18 protein-coding genes are annotated in these 15,320 nt (G+C 72.7%); 14 read left to right on the top strand and 4 right to left on the bottom strand.

The window, feature by feature from the left end; all coding sequences use genetic code 11:
- Positions 1–24: 24 nt before the first annotated feature.
- Together ABT254_RS01765 and ABT254_RS01760 are read left to right on the top strand one after the other, a co-directional pair.
- Positions 25–396, top strand: coding sequence for a holo-ACP synthase (locus ABT254_RS01765; protein ID WP_351462466.1), 372 nt, complete (start codon positions 25–27; stop codon positions 394–396).
- Between the two features lie 16 nt (positions 397–412).
- Complete coding sequence (locus ABT254_RS01760) at positions 413–1,885, top strand: NAD(P)H-hydrate dehydratase (protein WP_351462465.1); 1,473 nt, start codon at positions 413–415, stop codon at positions 1,883–1,885.
- 44 nt (positions 1,886–1,929) lie between these two features.
- On the opposite strand, the gene ABT254_RS01755 is transcribed toward ABT254_RS01760, so the two are convergent.
- On the bottom strand, positions 1,930–2,307 hold the full coding sequence (locus tag ABT254_RS01755; protein WP_351462464.1) for a VOC family protein: 378 nt from the start codon (positions 2,305–2,307) through the stop codon (positions 1,930–1,932).
- A 128-nt stretch (positions 2,308–2,435) separates the two neighbouring features.
- Between ABT254_RS01755 and ABT254_RS01750 the strand changes: the two genes are divergently transcribed.
- The 5 genes from ABT254_RS01750 (at position 2,436) to ABT254_RS01730 (ending at position 6,754) form a co-directional block, all read left to right on the top strand.
- A complete protein-coding gene (locus tag ABT254_RS01750) occupies positions 2,436–3,239 on the top strand; it encodes a L,D-transpeptidase family protein (protein WP_351462463.1) in 804 nt (267 codons plus the stop codon).
- A gap of 62 nt (positions 3,240–3,301) precedes the next feature.
- On the top strand, positions 3,302–4,471 hold the full coding sequence (gene alr, locus ABT254_RS01745) for an alanine racemase (RefSeq protein WP_351462462.1): 1,170 nt from the start codon (positions 3,302–3,304) through the stop codon (positions 4,469–4,471).
- A gap of 173 nt (positions 4,472–4,644) precedes the next feature.
- On the top strand, positions 4,645–5,886 hold the full coding sequence (locus tag ABT254_RS01740) for an alpha/beta fold hydrolase (protein ID WP_351462461.1): 1,242 nt from the start codon (positions 4,645–4,647) through the stop codon (positions 5,884–5,886).
- Positions 5,852–6,430 carry a tRNA (adenosine(37)-N6)-threonylcarbamoyltransferase complex ATPase subunit type 1 TsaE gene (gene tsaE, locus ABT254_RS01735; RefSeq protein ID WP_351462460.1) on the top strand — a complete coding sequence of 193 codons (579 nt, stop codon included), beginning with the start codon at positions 5,852–5,854 and terminating at the stop codon, positions 6,428–6,430. Before ABT254_RS01740 ends, tsaE begins: the two co-directional genes overlap by 35 nt.
- Positions 6,431–6,580: 150 nt before the next feature.
- Complete coding sequence (locus ABT254_RS01730; protein ID WP_266959048.1) at positions 6,581–6,754, top strand: hypothetical protein; 174 nt, start codon at positions 6,581–6,583, stop codon at positions 6,752–6,754.
- A gap of 9 nt (positions 6,755–6,763) precedes the next feature.
- Here the strand turns inward: ABT254_RS01730 and ABT254_RS01725 are convergent, their stop codons facing one another.
- Positions 6,764–7,318, bottom strand: coding sequence for a hypothetical protein (locus tag ABT254_RS01725; protein WP_351462459.1), 555 nt, complete (start codon positions 7,316–7,318; stop codon positions 6,764–6,766).
- A 271-nt stretch (positions 7,319–7,589) separates the two neighbouring features.
- Between ABT254_RS01725 and tsaB the strand changes: the two genes are divergently transcribed.
- From tsaB to ABT254_RS01690, 7 genes are all read left to right on the top strand, one after another.
- The gene (gene tsaB / locus ABT254_RS01720; RefSeq protein ID WP_351462458.1) at positions 7,590–8,246 is read left to right on the top strand and encodes a tRNA (adenosine(37)-N6)-threonylcarbamoyltransferase complex dimerization subunit type 1 TsaB; all 657 of its coding nucleotides are present in this window, start codon (positions 7,590–7,592) and stop codon (positions 8,244–8,246) included.
- The gene (rimI, locus tag ABT254_RS01715) at positions 8,243–8,776 is read left to right on the top strand and encodes a ribosomal protein S18-alanine N-acetyltransferase (protein ID WP_351462457.1); all 534 of its coding nucleotides are present in this window, start codon (positions 8,243–8,245) and stop codon (positions 8,774–8,776) included. Before tsaB ends, rimI begins: the two co-directional genes overlap by 4 nt.
- A complete protein-coding gene (gene tsaD / locus ABT254_RS01710) occupies positions 8,769–9,854 on the top strand; it encodes a tRNA (adenosine(37)-N6)-threonylcarbamoyltransferase complex transferase subunit TsaD (protein WP_351462456.1) in 1,086 nt (361 codons plus the stop codon). Before rimI ends, tsaD begins: the two co-directional genes overlap by 8 nt.
- On the top strand, positions 9,851–10,108 hold the full coding sequence (locus ABT254_RS01705) for a hypothetical protein (protein WP_351462455.1): 258 nt from the start codon (positions 9,851–9,853) through the stop codon (positions 10,106–10,108). The genes tsaD and ABT254_RS01705 overlap by 4 nt, the downstream gene beginning before the upstream one ends.
- Positions 10,109–10,329: 221 nt before the next feature.
- Positions 10,330–11,088, top strand: a complete 759-nt coding sequence (locus ABT254_RS01700) for a hypothetical protein (RefSeq protein WP_351462454.1) — start codon at positions 10,330–10,332, stop codon at positions 11,086–11,088.
- A 41-nt stretch (positions 11,089–11,129) separates the two neighbouring features.
- Entirely contained in the window at positions 11,130–11,414 is a 285-nt protein-coding gene (locus ABT254_RS01695) for a hypothetical protein (protein ID WP_351462453.1), read from the top strand.
- A 16-nt stretch (positions 11,415–11,430) separates the two neighbouring features.
- Positions 11,431–11,955, top strand: a complete 525-nt coding sequence (locus ABT254_RS01690) for a hypothetical protein (protein WP_351462452.1) — start codon at positions 11,431–11,433, stop codon at positions 11,953–11,955.
- A 275-nt stretch (positions 11,956–12,230) separates the two neighbouring features.
- On the opposite strand, the gene ABT254_RS01685 is transcribed toward ABT254_RS01690, so the two are convergent.
- A complete protein-coding gene (locus tag ABT254_RS01685; RefSeq protein WP_351462451.1) occupies positions 12,231–12,938 on the bottom strand; it encodes a DUF4253 domain-containing protein in 708 nt (235 codons plus the stop codon).
- 40 nt (positions 12,939–12,978) lie between these two features.
- Positions 12,979–15,279, bottom strand: a complete 2,301-nt coding sequence (locus ABT254_RS01680) for a beta-xylosidase/alpha-l-arabinosidase (RefSeq protein WP_351462450.1) — start codon at positions 15,277–15,279, stop codon at positions 12,979–12,981.
- Positions 15,280–15,320 lie beyond the last annotated feature (41 nt).

Genomic DNA, 15,320 nt, shown 5'->3' with positions numbered 1-15,320 from the left:
GCACCCCCGGAATAGAGTGCCCGAATGAGCATCATCGGGGTCGGAATCGACGTGGCCGAGATCGAGCGGTTCGAGACGTCGCTCAAGCGGACGCCTGGGATGGCGGAACGGCTGTTCCTGGAGAGCGAGTTGCTGCTGCCCAGCGGGGAACGCCGGGGTATCGCCTCGCTCGCCGCGCGGTTCGCCGCGAAGGAAGCTCTGGCCAAGGCTCTCGGTGCGCCGGCCGGGCTGCTGTGGACGGATGCCGAGGTGTTCGTCGAGGACAGCGGGCAGCCCCGGGTGCGGGTGAAGGGGACGGTGGCGGCGCGGGCGGCCGAGCTGGGGGTGCGGTCCTGGCATGTCTCGTTGAGCCACGACGCCGGGGTGGCGTCGGCGGTGGTGATCGCCGAAGGCTGAGGGCAGACTCGTCCCCATGCGTACTGCGTACAGCGTGGAGACGGTAAGGGCAGCAGAGCGGGAACTCATGGCGCGGCTTCCCGAGGGGGCGTTGATGCAGCGGGCAGCCGCCGGGCTCGCCGCCGCTTGTGCCGATCTGATCGGGCGCGTCTACGCCGGCCGGGTCGTGCTGCTCGTCGGGAGCGGGGACAACGGGGGCGATGCGCTGTATGCCGGGGCGCGGCTCGCCCGGCGGGGTGCCGCGGTCGCCGCCGTGCTTCTGGCGCCCGAGCGGGCCCATCCCGAGGGGCTTGCCGCCTTGTTGCGGGCCGGAGGGCGGGTCGTGGGCGGCGGGGCGGGTGCCGGGGCTGCTGCCTCCGCCGGGGTCGGTGCCGTCGAAGAGGCGATTCTTCGGGCCGATCTCGTCGTCGACGGGATCGTCGGGATCGGGGGGACGGGTGGACTCCGTCCCGATGCCGCCAAGTTGGCCGCGTGCGTCGAGGAATCCGGCGCCCCCGTCGTCGCCGTCGATCTGCCGAGCGGTGTCGACGCCGATACCGGGGAGGTACGCGGTGCCGCCATCCGCGCCGATCTCACCGTCACCTTCGGGACGCACAAGCCCGGGCTGCTGATCGATCCCGCGCGGGAGTACGCCGGGTCGGTACGGCTCGTCGACATCGGGCTCGGGGAGGTGCTGCCCGCCCAGCCGGAGCTGGAGGCCCTGCAGCACGTCGACGTGGCGCGGTTGCTGCCCGTGCCCGGTGCCGAGAGTGACAAGTACCGGCGGGGGGTGGTGGGGATCGCCGCCGGGTCCGCGCGGTATCCCGGGGCTGCCGTCCTCGCCGTGTCCGGGGCGCTGAGGGGCGGCGCGGGAGCCGTGCGCTACGTCGGACCCGCCGGGGACGCCGTCGTCTCGCGGTTCCCGGAGACGCTCGTATCGGATCAGGGGCCCGCGAAGGCCGGACGGGTGCAGGCCTGGGTGGTCGGACCCGGCGCCGGCGACGACGCCGCGACCGTGGCCGAAGTACTGGAGGCGGACGTGCCCGTGCTCGTCGACGCGGACGGGCTGCGGCTGGCCGAACGGGACGCCGTGCGGGCTCGTAGTGCCCCGACGCTCATGACCCCGCACGCCGGGGAGGCCGCCGCGCTGCTCGGTGTGGCGCGGGAGGAGGTCGAGGGGGCGCGGCTGGCCTCGGTGCGCGAACTCGCCTCGCGGTACGGGGCGACCGTGCTGCTCAAGGGGTCGACCACGCTCGTCGCCGACCCGGGTGGCGGGGTCGTACGGGTCAATGCGACCGGGACGCCGTGGCTCGCCACCGCGGGCAGCGGGGATGTGCTCTCGGGGCTCGCCGGGTCGCTGCTGGCCTCGGGGCTCTCCGCGCTGGACGCGGGCAGCGCGGCTGCGTATCTGCACGGGCTGGCCGGGCGGTTCGCGGCCGACGGGGCGCCGGCGGGGGCGCATGACGTGGCCGAGGCGATCCCGGGAGCGTGGCGGGACGTGCGGGAGTGACCGGACCAGGCCCGCACACCGGGCCCGGGCCCTCGGTGTGAGCCCTAGCGCAGGTCCTGCACCACGCTGAGGATGTTTCCCTCGCTGTCCTTGAACCAGGCGCCGCGCATGCCTGCGCCCTCCGCCACGCCGTCCACCGTCTTCAGGCCCGGCAGGTCGTACTCCTCGAAGGTCACCCCGCGGCCGCGCAGTTCCGTCATCTCCGCGTCGAGGTCGCCGACGGTCCAGCCGGCCAGGGTGTGGGCGGCCTGGCCGCCGCTCGGTGTGGTGTAGAGGACGAACCTGGCACCGCCGGACTCGAAGAGTGCGGTGTCCTGCCGGTCGTCGATGAGCTTGAGGCCGAGCGTGTCGCCGTAGAAGCGCTTGGCCCTTTCGATGTCGGTCGCCGGGATGACGGCGTTGAGTGGTGTGTCTGCCAGCATCTCCACCACCTCCGGTTCCCAGCGTAGGACCGGGAGCGCGGGCCGTCGTCCGGGCGGCACTCGTCGAAAAGGGTGAACCCGCCGCGCGCCGCTCCCGGCCTGTCGGCCCTGCACGATTCTCTGATTGCATGATCAATAGACATTTTGCGCATATCGCCTGCCAGGGTGTCGCGGTCGTGCTCGCCGCCGTCACGGCCCTCCCCGTCGGCGCCCCGTCGGCCTCCGCCGCGCCCCCGCCTCCGGGTCCGAGGTCGGCCTCGGTCCACCGGCCCGCCGACGACGAGGACGCCGTCGAGGGCGGTGACCTCGTCGAGGTCGTGCCCCGCGAGGACGTCGCCGGGAAGGTGAAGTGCAGCCGGAGGACCGGGCCCCATCAGCGGGCGGTCGAGAAGTGGCTGAAGCTGAAGGCGGACGGGAAGCAGTCGGCCGCCGACTGCAAGGTCATCCGGGACTTTCAGGAGCGGCACGGGATCAAGCCCGCGATCGGGTACGCCGGGCCCGCCACCTGGGCCACCATGCAGCTCATCTCCGCCAGGGAAGATCCGAACGCGAAGCACAAGTGCCCCGTGCGGAAGCGGCGGGTCGCGTGTGTCGATCTCGACCGGCAGGTGACCTGGGTGCAGAAGGGCAGTGATGTGGTCTACGGGCCCGTCCCGATGCGCAGCGGGCGGGTCGGGCACGCCACCCGGACCGGGTGGCACAAGATCTACTGGAAGCACAAGAACCACTGGTCGACGCTCTACGACGCGCCCATGCCCTATGCCCAGTTCTTCAGCGGCGGACAGGCCTTCCACGGCGTCCACGACAGCATCTACACCACCCTCGGCTCATGGGGGTGCGTCAATCTGCGGCTGGACGACGCCCGGAAGCTGTGGCGGGTGCTGAAGAAGGGCGACCGTGTGTATGTGTGGGGACACCGGCCCGGGAAGTAGGCGCTCGCCCGGGGGCCGGTGCCTCGGGAGGTGTCGGACCCCTCTGAGACACTGGGTGCGCCATGACTGAGACAGCAGCTGCCCCGACCGCGCCCCTGCGCGCCCGCGCCGAGATCGACCTGGCCGCCCTGCGCGCCAACGTGCGGACCCTGCGCGCCCTCGCGCCGGGCGCTGCCCTCATGGCCGTGGTCAAGTCCGACGCGTACGGCCACGGGGCCGTGCCGTGCGCCCGGGCCGCCGTGGCGGCGGGGGCCGCATGGCTGGGGACCGCCACGCCCGAGGAGGCGCTCGCACTGCGGGCTGCCGGGCTGCCCGGACGCATCATGTGCTGGCTGTGGACGCCGGGCGGGCCCTGGCAGGAGGCCGTCGAGGCCGACATCGACGTGTCGGTCAGCGCGATGTGGGCCCTGGAGGAGGTCTCCGCGGCCGCCCGGGCGGCGGGCATTCCCGCGCGCGTGCAGCTCAAGGCGGACACGGGTCTGGGGCGGGGCGGCTGCCAGCCGGGGGAGGACTGGGCCGAGCTGGTCACGGCCGCCCTGCGCGCCGAGGCCGAAGGGACCCTGCGCATCACCGGGCTCTGGTCGCACTTCGCGTGCGCCGACGAACCCGGGCACCCCTCCATCGACCTCCAGCTCACCCGCTTCCGCGAGATGCTCGCGTACGCCGAGGGGCAGGGCGTCCGCCCCGAGGTGCGGCACATCGCCAACTCACCCGCCACGCTCACGCTTCCCGAGGCCCACTTCGACCTCGTACGGACCGGTATCGCCCTCTACGGCATCTCCCCGAGCCCCGAGCTGGGCAGCCCCGCCGACTTCGGGCTGCGCCCGGTGATGACACTCTCGGCCTCCCTGGCGCTCGTGAAGCACGTTCCCGGGGGCCACGGCGTCAGTTACGGGCATCACTACGTCACCCCCGGCGCGACGACCCTCGGACTCGTGCCCGTCGGGTACGCCGACGGTGTTCCGCGGCATGCCTCCGGGACCGGCCCGGTGCTGGTCGGCGGCAAGTGGCGGACCGTCGCCGGGCGGGTCGCGATGGACCAGTTCGTCGTCGATCTCGGCGGGGACGAACCCGCGGCAGGGAGCGAGGCGGTGCTCTTCGGACCCGGTGACCGCGGTGAGCCCACCGCCGAGGACTGGGCGCAGGCGGCAGGAACCATCGCATACGAGATCGTCACGCGGATCGGAACGCGCGTTCCCCGCGTCTATGTGAATGAGGAACAAAGCGGGTAACCGCACAGAGGACCGACCATCCACGGACGGCAGAAGTGCGGCACCCGTAACCCGAGCAACACCGGGCAGTCGATCGACAGCGGTATCAGACAGGCAACACGAGTAACGCAAGCAACACCTGCATCACCCGACCCAGCGAACAGCAGTAGTGATCCGGCGAAGAGGAGCGGTACGTGAGCGAGAGCACTGCGGAGGCCGTCGCAGCCGTCGCCTCCGCCGCGGGGGCGGCCGGGAACTGGCGCAGGGCGACCGGCATCGCGGGCGCCGCGATAGGCGTGGTCGCCGCGGGCGCGGCGGCCGGCGTCGCCATAGAGCGGCTCACCGTCGGCCGCGGGATGCGGAAGAAGGCGCGGCTCGCGCTCGACTCGACCGGACCGTACGGCGCGCTGCGCGGCACGCCCGGCAAGGCCACGGCCGACGACGGCACCGAGCTGTACTACGAGGTCGACGACGTCGACCCCGACGCCGTACCCGCGCTCGGCCCGCGCCGCCGCCGGCTGTTCGGCCGCAAGGCGCCCGCTCCCGTCACCGTCGTCTTCAGCCACGGCTACTGCCTCAACCAGGACTCCTGGCACTTCCAGCGGGCGGCCCTGCGCGGCGTCGTACGGACCGTGCACTGGGACCAGCGCAGCCACGGGCGGTCCGGGCGCGGTGTGCAGCAGGTGCAGGACGGCGTGCCGGTCAGCATCGACCAGCTGGGCCGCGATCTGAAGGCCGTCATCGACGCCGCCGCGCCGAACGGGCCCATCGTGCTCGTCGGGCACTCCATGGGCGGCATGACCATGATGGCGCTGGCCGACCAGTATCCCGAGCTGATCCGGGAGAGGGTGGTCGCCGTCGCCTTCGTCGGTACGTCGTCCGGGCGGCTCGGCGAGGTCAACTTCGGGCTGCCGGTCGCGGGCGTGAATGCCGTACGGCGGGTGCTGCCCGGCGTGCTGAAGGCGCTCGGGCAGCAGGCCGCACTGGTGGAGAAGGGGCGGCGGGCGACCGCCGACCTGTTCGCCGGGATCATCAAGCGGTACTCGTTCGCCTCACGGGACGTCGACCCGGCCGTCGCGCGGTTCGCCGAGCGGATGATCGAGGGCACGCCGATCGACGTGGTCGCCGAGTTCTACCCGGCGTTCACGGAGCACGACAAGACCGAGGCGCTGGTGCGCTTCGCGGACCTGCCGGTGCTGGTGCTGGCCGGGATCGGCGATCTCGTCACCCCCAGCGAGCACAGCGAGGCGATCGCCGACCTGCTGCCGGACGCCGAACTGGTGCTGGTCCCGGACGCCGGGCACCTGGTGATGCTGGAGCACCCGGAGGTGGTCACCGACCGGCTGGCCGACCTGCTCACCCGTGCGGGTGCCGTCCCGGCAGGAGCTACCGTGGGTGGCTATGGAAGCACCAGCAGCACCGCACAACCCGGCTGAGACCGAGGCCTCCGTGTCCTCCTCCGTGCCCTCTGTGGAGATCACCGTCACCTCCCCCGAGCAGATGCGGGACCTGGGCCGCCGCCTCGCCAAGCTGCTGCGCGCCGGCGACCTCGTGATGCTCAACGGGGAGCTCGGCGCGGGCAAGACGACGCTCACCCGCGGGCTGGGTGAAGGGCTCGGCGTCCGGGGCGCGGTCACCTCGCCGACCTTCGTGATCGCCCGCGTGCATCCCTCGCTGGGCGAGGGTCCGCCGCTCGTGCACGTCGACGCGTACCGCCTGGGCGGCGGGCTCGACGAGATGGAGGACCTCGACCTCGATGTCTCGCTGCCCGAGTCGGTGATCGTCGTGGAGTGGGGCGAGGGCAAGGTCGAGGAGCTGACCGAGGACCGGCTGCACGTCGTCATCCACCGGACGGTCGGCACTGTGTCCTCCCCGGGGGCGACCCCCGGACCCCCGGACACGGACGAGGTGCGGCACGTGACGGTGACCGGGCTCGGCGAGCGGTGGTCGGCGGTGGACCTGAGCGCGCTGTCCGCCTGACGGCCGCACGGTCTGCGCACGATTCCGTGAACGTTCCGACAAGACGTCGGCAAGATATTGCATTCGGGGTCTTGTGCGTGGTCACATGGTACCCAGTTCGTAGTTAGGTCTACCTAACTACGCCTGCCCCCGGGTCCTCAGGAGGCGTCCATGCCGGCCACCGAGAGCAACGCGCAGCCGCAGAAGCCGTACGCCGTCGTAGCCGGTGTGTCCATGCGCGAACTACTGGCGTCGTGCGCCGCGGCGGACGCGGTCTCGACCCCGCCGCGACTGCCGGACCCCGAGGTGTCCGGGCCGCCGGCCCGGCACCGGGAAGCCGCGTAGAGAAGCCGCTCAGGGGATCACGGCGATCTGTGCGCCGATCGTGGCGAACTCCCACAGCGCGGCGCCGTCCTTGCGGGACTCGCGGATCCCGCCCGTGCGCACCGTCGGGTCGGGTGCCGCAGGCGAGGTCCTGACCGCCGCGCTGAAGCCGACGGGGACGCCTTCCACACTGGTGAAGCGCACGACGTGCTCGATGGCGGTGCCGTCGGTGCCGATGGCGGAGTTCGAGCGGGAGGTGACCCCGTAGACGCCGGGCGCCGGGTCGACATTGCCCGGGGCGACCGTGAAGCTGCGCAGGACCTGGTTGCGCGCGTCGACCAGCCAGACCCGGTCGGAGCCCACCGAGTAGACGACACGTTCCCCGGCGCCGGACGCGGCGGGCGGCAGGCCGGGGTTGCGCTGGGCGCCGGGTGCCCCCGGGACGGCCGCCGTCGGTGAGGCGCTCGCCTGCGGCTTGCCGAAGCCGGCCGGCGCGGTCACGGAGGCCCGGTAGCCGAGGAGGCCGACGGTGGCCAGGGCGGCCACGGTGAGCCCGAACACGAATCCGGAGCTGCTCCTTGCCACGGTCGCCACCTGCCCCATTCGCCTCGAACGTCATGCTTTGCGGCGACCGTAGCAGCCCGTACACGCCTGACCGGGACGGCGATGCCCGAGGTGGGGGCCCGTGTCGGACGCCCCGCCTGCCCCACGACGCCCGGCACGCACTCCGCCTCGCGATCGCACGCTCCGCCACGCTCGAACAACCTCGCGCGGACCCCATGACGCCGCAGGGCCCGCCCCTCCGGGCGGACGAGTGGGCGTCCGACACGGGCCCCGGGAGCCGTAGGCTGTTTGCGTGCTCTTGCTCGCTCTGGATACCGCAACCCCAGCCGTGACCGTCGCCCTGCACGACGGCACGGACGTCATCGCCTCCTCGAGCCAGGTGGACGCGCGCCGGCACGGCGAGCTGCTGCTGCCGGCCGTCGACCGGGTGCTCGCCGAGGCCGGGCTCAGGCTCGACGCCGTCACCGGCATCGTCGTCGGCATCGGGCCCGGCCCCTACACCGGGCTGCGCGTCGGCCTGATGACCGCGGACACCTTCGGGCTCGCGCTCGGTGTCCCCGTGCACGGCGTGTGCACGCTGGACGGTCTGGCGTACGCGGCCGACATCGACAAGGGCCCCTTCGTCGTGGCGACCGACGCCCGGCGCAAGGAGGTCTACTGGGCGCGCTACGCGGACTCCCGGACCCGGCTGACCGACCCCGCCGTGGACCGGCCCGCCGACATCGCCGAGCGGGTGGCCGGGCTGCCGGCCGTCGGCGCGGGCGCGCTGCTGTACCCGGACACCTTCCCGAACGTGCACGAGCCGGAGCACGTGTCGGCCGCCGCGCTCGCGAGCCTCGCCGCCGAGCGGCTGGCCAAGGGCGAGGAGCTGCCCGAGGCCCGGCCGCTCTACCTGCGCCGCCCGGACGCCCAGGTCCCCAAGAACTACAAGGTGGTCACCCCCAAGTGACCGAACCCGTGACCTCTCGACTGCGCGAGATGCGCTGGTGGGACATCGACCGCGTGCTCGAACTGGAGAAGGACCTCTTCCCCGAGGACGCCTGGTCCCGCGGCATGTTCTGGTCGGAACTCGCCCACGCCCGCGGCCCCGAGGCGACCCGCCGCTATGTCGTCGCCGAGGACGCCGAGGGACGGGTGGTCGGGTATGCGGGCCTCGCCGCCTCCGGAGACCTTGCCGACATCCAGACGATCGCCGTCACCCGCGACCAGTGGGGCACCGGCCTCGGCGGACGGCTCCTCGCCGAGCTGCTGCGGGCCGCCACCGCCTTCGAGTGCGCCGAAGTGATGCTGGAGTGCCGGATCGACAACGTCCGCGCCCAGAAGCTCTACGAGCGCTTCGGCTTCGAGGCCATCGGCTTCCGGCGCGGCTACTACCAGCCCGGCAATGTGGACGCCCTGGTGATGCGGCTGACCACGCAATCCGACAGCGGCTCCGCCGCGGGACCGACTTCCGAACGAGAAACCGAGATCCATGGCTGACGAACCCCTGGTCCTGGGAATTGAGACCTCCTGCGACGAGACCGGCGTCGGCATCGTCCGCGGCACCACCCTGCTGGCCGACGCCGTCGCCTCCAGTGTCGACGAGCACGCCCGCTTCGGCGGCGTCGTCCCGGAGGTCGCCTCCCGGGCGCACCTGGAGGCGATGGTGCCGACGATCGACCGCGCGCTGAAGGAGGCGGGGGTGAGCGCGAGGGACCTGGACGGCATCGCGGTCACCGCCGGTCCGGGTCTGGCCGGTGCGCTGCTGGTCGGCGTGTCGGCGGCGAAGGCGTACGCGTACGCGCTGGGCAAGCCGCTCTACGGCGTCAACCACCTCGCCTCGCACATCTGCGTCGACCAGCTGGAGCACGGCGCGCTGCCCGAGCCGACGATGGCGCTGCTGGTGTCCGGCGGACACTCGTCCCTGCTGCTGTCGACGGACATCACCTCGGACGTACGTCCCCTGGGCGCGACCATCGACGACGCGGCCGGCGAGGCCTTCGACAAGATCGCGCGGGTGCTGAACCTCGGCTTCCCCGGCGGCCCGGTGATCGACCGGTACGCGCGCGAGGGCGACCCTTCGGCGATCGCGTTCCCGCGCGGGCTGACCGGTCCGCGCGACCCCGCGTACGACTTCTCCTTCTCCGGGCTGAAGACCGCCGTGGCCCGCTGGATCGAGGCCAAGCGGGCGGCGGGCGAGGAGGTTCCGGTGCGGGACGTGGCGGCCTCCTTCCAGGAGGCGGTCGTCGACGTGCTGACCCGCAAGGCGGTACGGGCCTGCAAGGACGAGGGCGTCGGGCATCTGATGATCGGCGGCGGGGTGGCCGCCAACTCCCGGCTGCGCGAGCTGGCCCGGCACCGCTGTGAGGCGGCCGGGATCGAACTGCGGGTGCCGCGGCCGAAGTTGTGCACCGACAACGGCGCGATGGTGGCGGCGCTCGGCGCCGAGCTGGTGGCCCGCAACCGTGCGGCGTCGAACTGGGACCTGTCCGCCGACTCCTCGCTCCCGGTGACCGAGGCGCACGTGCCCGGGCACGATCACGTCCACGAGGTCAGCAAGGAGAACCTGTACTCGTGACGGTCGCCTTGATGTGGGAGGCGCGGGCGGCCGAGGGCCGGGGCGAGGAACTCCTCGCCTGGGCGCGGGCGCAGGAACTCCCGGTACGACCGGCGCGCCGCGAGACCTTCCGGGCTGCCCAGGACCGTGTCCTCGTCATCACCTGGTGGGACGCCCCGTACGACGCCGACCTGCCCGAACTCCCCGAGCCGGGCGGGGAGTTGACGTCCCGTGCGGTGCACCGGTGGCGGTTCGAGTCGGTGACGACCGACTGACTTCGTCCGTTCGACGCACATATGTACGGTCATGTGCGTCATATGCCACATGCCCATCTACCCTGTTACATATCTCACTTGCGTAAAACCGGACAAGTTCTCCTGTCTGCCCCAGGTCCGGACGGATACATTCCTCTATCTCGGTATGCTCCTTCTGGCCGATTTCGTCGCCGGCGCGTGCCATCGGGGAGAGGGCTGGGGGGCCAATGCAGGTGGGCGAGATGGCGGTCGAGGCTGTCCGGATTCTGACGCACTCCATGACGTCGGCGGCCGCGAGCGCGGGGGAAGTGGTGCAGGGGGTGGCGACGCGGCTGTTGTCGGATCTGGTCGCCGCCCGGCTGCGGAGCAGGGGGAACGAGCGGGAGTGGGAGAGCTTCACCCGCGACCCGCGCAACAGCCCCCTCGTCGAGTACCTGGTGAGACAGGCGGCCCAGGACGACGCCGACTTCCGGCTCGCGCTCGCCGAGGCGGTGCGCGGCGCGAAGGCCGAGCAGCCGGCCGGGGTGAGCGTGAAGTCGATCAGTATCGGCCGCGACGGCGACGCGCAGATCGGTGACCGCCGCGACACCTACGGGGACCACAACCGGGTGGTGAGCGGCGGCGGTTCGCTCTACGAGGGTGAGGTCACCCAGCACCGGGACGGCGACACGTACCAGGGGGACGTCCACAACGACACCCCCTTCGGACGGTACGTGCTGATCGCGCTGGCCGTCCTGGCGCTGCTCCTGCTCGTGTTCAAGGGCATCCCGGCCGTCATCGGCGGCGGCAGCGGCGACGGCCTCTCGGCCTCCTCGACCTGCAAGGACTTCCTGAACGCGGACCAGGGGACCGAGTCGCAGGCCCTCGTCGACATCGCGACGTCCAAGGGGCTCGGCGGCTTCGGCAGCCCGCTCGCGCTGCCGGCCATCCGCTACGAGTGCAGTTACCACCCGTCCGAGTCGCTGGGCGCGGTGATCGAGCAGTACAAGGGCCAGTTCTGACGCACGCCGCGGCGGGCGTTCTGACGTAGGGGGGATTCATCATGCATTGGGGTGTCTACGAAGTCTTCTCCGTGATCTCGGGGGCCGTGCTTCTCATGTGCGGGCTCATGCTGCCCCGGGTCACCGTGAAGGACAGGGCCTGGTCGGTGATCGGTGGCGCGTTCCTGCTGGTCTACGGCGTGTACGTCGCCAAGCAGACCTCGGGGACGTACTACTTCCCGGTGGCCGTGTTCATCATCCCGGTGGGAGCGGTGCTCTATCTGCTGGGCGCCGCCTTCGGCCTGACGGGGTCCGCGGCCGCGGGCGGCCGGGACGACGGCGAGTAGGGGAGGGGTGGCCGCCATGACCGACGACAGCGCATACGGGCCCACCGACGCCCGGCCCGGTCAGCCCACGTGTCCGCGGGGAGACTGCCGGCAGTACAACAAGCTGGAACTGGGTGGTAGGTGTCGCGGCTGCGGACGCCGGACGTCGATCCGGCCCCAGCCCGATCTGTTCGAGAGACTGGGCTACCAGGGGCGGACCGCGCCGGTGCCCCCGAGGCCGGCGGGCGCGCCGCCCATGCCGCTCGCACCACCGCGTCCGTCGGCGGGGCCCGTCCTGCCGGCACCGCCGGGGTGGGGGCCGCCGATGCCGGTGCCCGCGCCGCCGCCCGCTCCCGGGCTCGGGGCGCGGGAGACCCTCTCCCGTGCCGTGTTCGGCGGTTTCTGGTGTGTGATCGGGGTGCTGGGTGTCGTCGCCGCGGTGTCGGGGCTGGCCAGGGGTAACGTCGGCGGGTTCCTGCTGAGCGCGCTGGTCGCCACGGCGAGCGGCTTCTACGCCCGCTACATCTTCCGCGGCGGCCGGTTCCGGATTCTCTTCTGGTAGGCGTCCGTTCAGCCGTGACCGGGCGCCGCTCCGGCGGGTGCGTACGAGAGGTGCCACCGTTCCCCGGGGTGGGGGGGCCGGCCACAGGCGTCGGCCGGTGCTGTGCTCCCAGCCCGTGGCCGCCACCGCCGTGCCGAGCCGGTCGTGTCCGGCGCGAGCGCCGTCTCGAACTCCCGCAGCCGGCCGATCCACTTGAGCCGGGAGGCCCGCGGCAGCGTCGACACCACGAGGAAGCCGAGCGGTCGGTGAAGGGCGGTTCGACCGGTCGCCCGGTCTCAGTCCCACCACAAGCGCCACTGCCGGGAGGTCAGGAGCTCCTCCGGGTAGGTGGCCTCCCAGTCGTCGAAGTTGTTGTGGAACCAGTCGGGGCAGGCCAGATAGTGCTCTGCGGCCAGGACCTGGGCCTCGTGGAGGTTCTTCGGCGGGACGGCGGCCGACAGGTAGAGGTCCGCGTGGCCGAAGCCGACCAGGCGGGCGCCGAAGCGGTCCTCCCAGGAGCGCAGCACTCCCGACAGTTCGTCCTTGCCCATGTGGTTGCACATGCCGGGCCAGTTGAGCGCCGACGGAACGTCCGAGCCCCGTTCGGCCTGGACCAGTGCGAGGCAGCGGGCCCGGTCTTCGCGCACGACCTCGGCCGCCTCCTCGCCCGCGCACACGTCCGGGTCGGCCCCGGCCGCCGCCGGAACGGCCAGGCCCGGCCACGCCGGGAACGACGGCCAGGACGACGGCCGCCACGTGTCCCGGAAGTACGCGGCGGCGTCGACCGGTTCGTCACCCCCCACGTGGAACTCGTACATGTCCTCCGTGTATTCGAGCAGGACGGGATACAGGCCCGTCCGTGCGCGGTCGGCGTACAGCCGCCGCCACCACTCGTCCGCGTCGGGCAGTTTGCCGTCGCTCATCCACACCAGAATGCCGGACCGGCCGTACGACTCGACGATCCGTCCCGGTGGCAGCGACCTCGGAAGTGACGTGACGTTCATGGCCGGAATGTATGCGGCCCCACTGACAACGGGCCTCGGCCTAGGGCCGGCGGACCCGTGTCTCGCAGCGGAGGCGGCGGCCGGGGCCGAGGACGCGTACCGGTCCCGTCAGGTTCAGTCGGGCCGTGTGGCGTACGTCCGCGCTCGATGCCGCCAACCGCAGTTCCAGGGCGCCGGGTTCGACCACCCGGGCTCCCGAGCGGTCGGTGAAGGCCGACAGGTCGGCGTGGAAGGAGAAGGTGACGTCGGCCGCCTCTCCCGGCTCCAGCTCCAGCCGCCGGTAGCCGATCAGGCGGACGTCCGGGCGGGTCACCGAGGCCACCGGGTCGTGCAGGTAGAGCTGTACGACCTCCGCGCCCGCGCGTTCGCCCGTGTTGCGGACGGTGACCGTCACGTCGTACGAGCCGTCCGTGCCGATCTCCGCCCCGGTGGACTCGGACTCCCACGTGAAGGTCGTGTACGAGCGGCCGTGGCCGAAGGCGTACAGCGGGGTCGGGTCGAGGTTGCTGACCTCGCCCGCCAGGCCCAGCGGGGGCTGGAGATACGTCCATGGCTGACCCCCCGGGACCCGCGGGACGCTCACCGGGAGGCGGCCGGAGGGGTTCACACGGCCCGACAGCACTCCCGCGACCGCCGGGCCGCCCTCCTCCCCGGGGAAGAACGCCTGCACCACCGCGGCCAGCCGTCCGTGCCAGCGCCCCAGGGCGTACGGGCGACCGGTGAGCAGGACAAGCACTACGGGGACGCCGGTGGCGACCAGGGCGTCCAGCAAGTCGCCCTGTACGCCCGGGAGCCGGAGGTCCGTCACATCGCAGCCCTCGCCCGAGGTGCCCCGGCCGAACAGGCCCGCCCGGTCGCCGAGGACCGCGACGCACACGTCCGCCTCGGCGGTGCGCGCCACCGCCTCCTCGAACCCCGAGGGGTCCGGGTCCGAGGTGTCGCAGCCCTGAGCGAAGGTCACCTTGGCGTCCGGGAGTTCGGTGCGCAGCGCCTCCAGGACGGTCGGGATCTGCACGCCCATGGGGACGTCGGGGTGGTGGGCGAGGACGTGTGAGGGGAAGGAGTAGCAGCCGAGCATCGCCAGCGCGTCGGCCGCGCGCGGCCCGACCACCGCGACCCGGGTGTCGGGCGGGAGGGGAAGGACCCCGTCGGGGTTGTCCAGGAGCACCACCGACTCCTCGGCCAGACGGCGGGCCAGGGCCCGGTTCGCGGCCGAGTCCAGGTCGATCACGGTGGCGGGCTCGGGGTCCCAGTCCTCGTCCAGGAGGCCCAGCTCGCACTTCTGGAGCAGCACCCGGCGGGCCGCACGGTCGACCAGCGCCTGCGGGACCACTCCCGCCCGCACCGCCTCCAGCAGCGGTTTTCCGTAGCACTTGAGCGTCGGCAGTTCCACGTCGATGCCGGCCGCCAGCGCCGCGTGCGCCGCCTCGGCGGGGGAGCCCGCCACCCGGTGCAGGGTCTCCAGGAAGCCGATGCCGAAGTAGTCGGCCACCACCGTGCCGGTGAACCCCCACTGCTCGCGGAGGAGTTCGGTCAGCAGGGACGGGTCCGCGGAGGCCGGGATGCCGTCCGTGTCGGTGTACGCCGCCATGACCGAGCGGGCGCCGCCCTCGCGCAGCGCCAGCTCGAACGGCGGCAGGGTCACGTCCGCGAACTCGCGGATGCCGGCCCGGACGGGCGCGAGATTGCGGGCGCCCGCCGAGGACGCGTACCCGGCGAAGTGCTTGAGCGTGGCGACGATCCCGGCGGACTCCAGGCCGCGCACATACGCCGTGCCGATCGTGCCCACCAGGTAGGGGTCCTCGCCGATCGTCTCCTCGACCCGGCCCCAGCGCGGGTCCCGTACGACGTCCAGGACCGGCGCGAGGCCCTGGTGCACGCCGGCCGCGCGCAGGTCGCCGCCGATGGCGCGGGCCATCTCCTCGACCAGCGGTGGATCGAAGCTGGCGCCCCAGGCCAGCGGGACGGGGTAGGCGGTGGCGCCCCAGGCCGTGAACCCGGCCAGACACTCCTCGTGCGCGACGGCCGGGATCCCGAACCGGCCCGCCTCGGCGATACGGCGCTGGGCGCGGGCCAGTGCCTGCGCGCCCAGCGCCGGGTCCACGGGGGCGGTGCCGTAGGAGCGGGTGAGCTGGCCCAGGCCGTGGGTGATCAGCTCGTCCCAGTCGTAGTCGGCGGTCATCTCGCTCTGCAGGGGGGCGACTCCGTCGCCGTCCGTGGCGGCGCCCACCCACACGCCGTACAGCTGGGCGGTCTTCTCCTCGAGGGTCATCCGGGAGAGGAGGTCGTCGACGCGGGCGGCGGCGGGCAGGGCGGGGTCACGCCAGGGGGCGGTGGTCATGAAACTCCTGCTCTGGTCGAGTGGGTGGGGCCCTCTCACGG

Source organism: Streptomyces sp. NPDC001137 (assembly GCF_040298885.1).
Classification (GTDB): domain Bacteria; phylum Actinomycetota; class Actinomycetes; order Streptomycetales; family Streptomycetaceae; genus Streptomyces.
The sequence above is the reverse complement of the archived record's forward strand: the minus strand, read 5'-3'. Positions and strand labels throughout refer to the sequence as shown.

Coding starts and splice junctions, on each gene's coding strand:
- ABT254_RS01765 (WP_351462466.1), top strand. CDS start 25: ATGAGCATCATCGGGGTCGGAATCGACGTGGCCGAGATCGAGCGGTTC.
- ABT254_RS01760 (WP_351462465.1), top strand. CDS start 413: ATGCGTACTGCGTACAGCGTGGAGACGGTAAGGGCAGCAGAGCGGGAA.
- ABT254_RS01755 (WP_351462464.1), bottom strand. CDS start 2,307: ATGCTGGCAGACACACCACTCAACGCCGTCATCCCGGCGACCGACATC.
- ABT254_RS01750 (WP_351462463.1), top strand. CDS start 2,436: ATGATCAATAGACATTTTGCGCATATCGCCTGCCAGGGTGTCGCGGTC.
- alr (WP_351462462.1), top strand. CDS start 3,302: ATGACTGAGACAGCAGCTGCCCCGACCGCGCCCCTGCGCGCCCGCGCC.
- tsaE (WP_351462460.1), top strand. CDS start 5,852: ATGGAAGCACCAGCAGCACCGCACAACCCGGCTGAGACCGAGGCCTCC.
- ABT254_RS01730 (WP_266959048.1), top strand. CDS start 6,581: ATGCCGGCCACCGAGAGCAACGCGCAGCCGCAGAAGCCGTACGCCGTC.
- tsaD (WP_351462456.1), top strand. CDS start 8,769: ATGGCTGACGAACCCCTGGTCCTGGGAATTGAGACCTCCTGCGACGAG.
- ABT254_RS01700 (WP_351462454.1), top strand. CDS start 10,330: ATGGCGGTCGAGGCTGTCCGGATTCTGACGCACTCCATGACGTCGGCG.
- ABT254_RS01695 (WP_351462453.1), top strand. CDS start 11,130: ATGCATTGGGGTGTCTACGAAGTCTTCTCCGTGATCTCGGGGGCCGTG.
- ABT254_RS01690 (WP_351462452.1), top strand. CDS start 11,431: ATGACCGACGACAGCGCATACGGGCCCACCGACGCCCGGCCCGGTCAG.
- ABT254_RS01685 (WP_351462451.1), bottom strand. CDS start 12,938: ATGAACGTCACGTCACTTCCGAGGTCGCTGCCACCGGGACGGATCGTC.
- ABT254_RS01680 (WP_351462450.1), bottom strand. CDS start 15,279: ATGACCACCGCCCCCTGGCGTGACCCCGCCCTGCCCGCCGCCGCCCGC.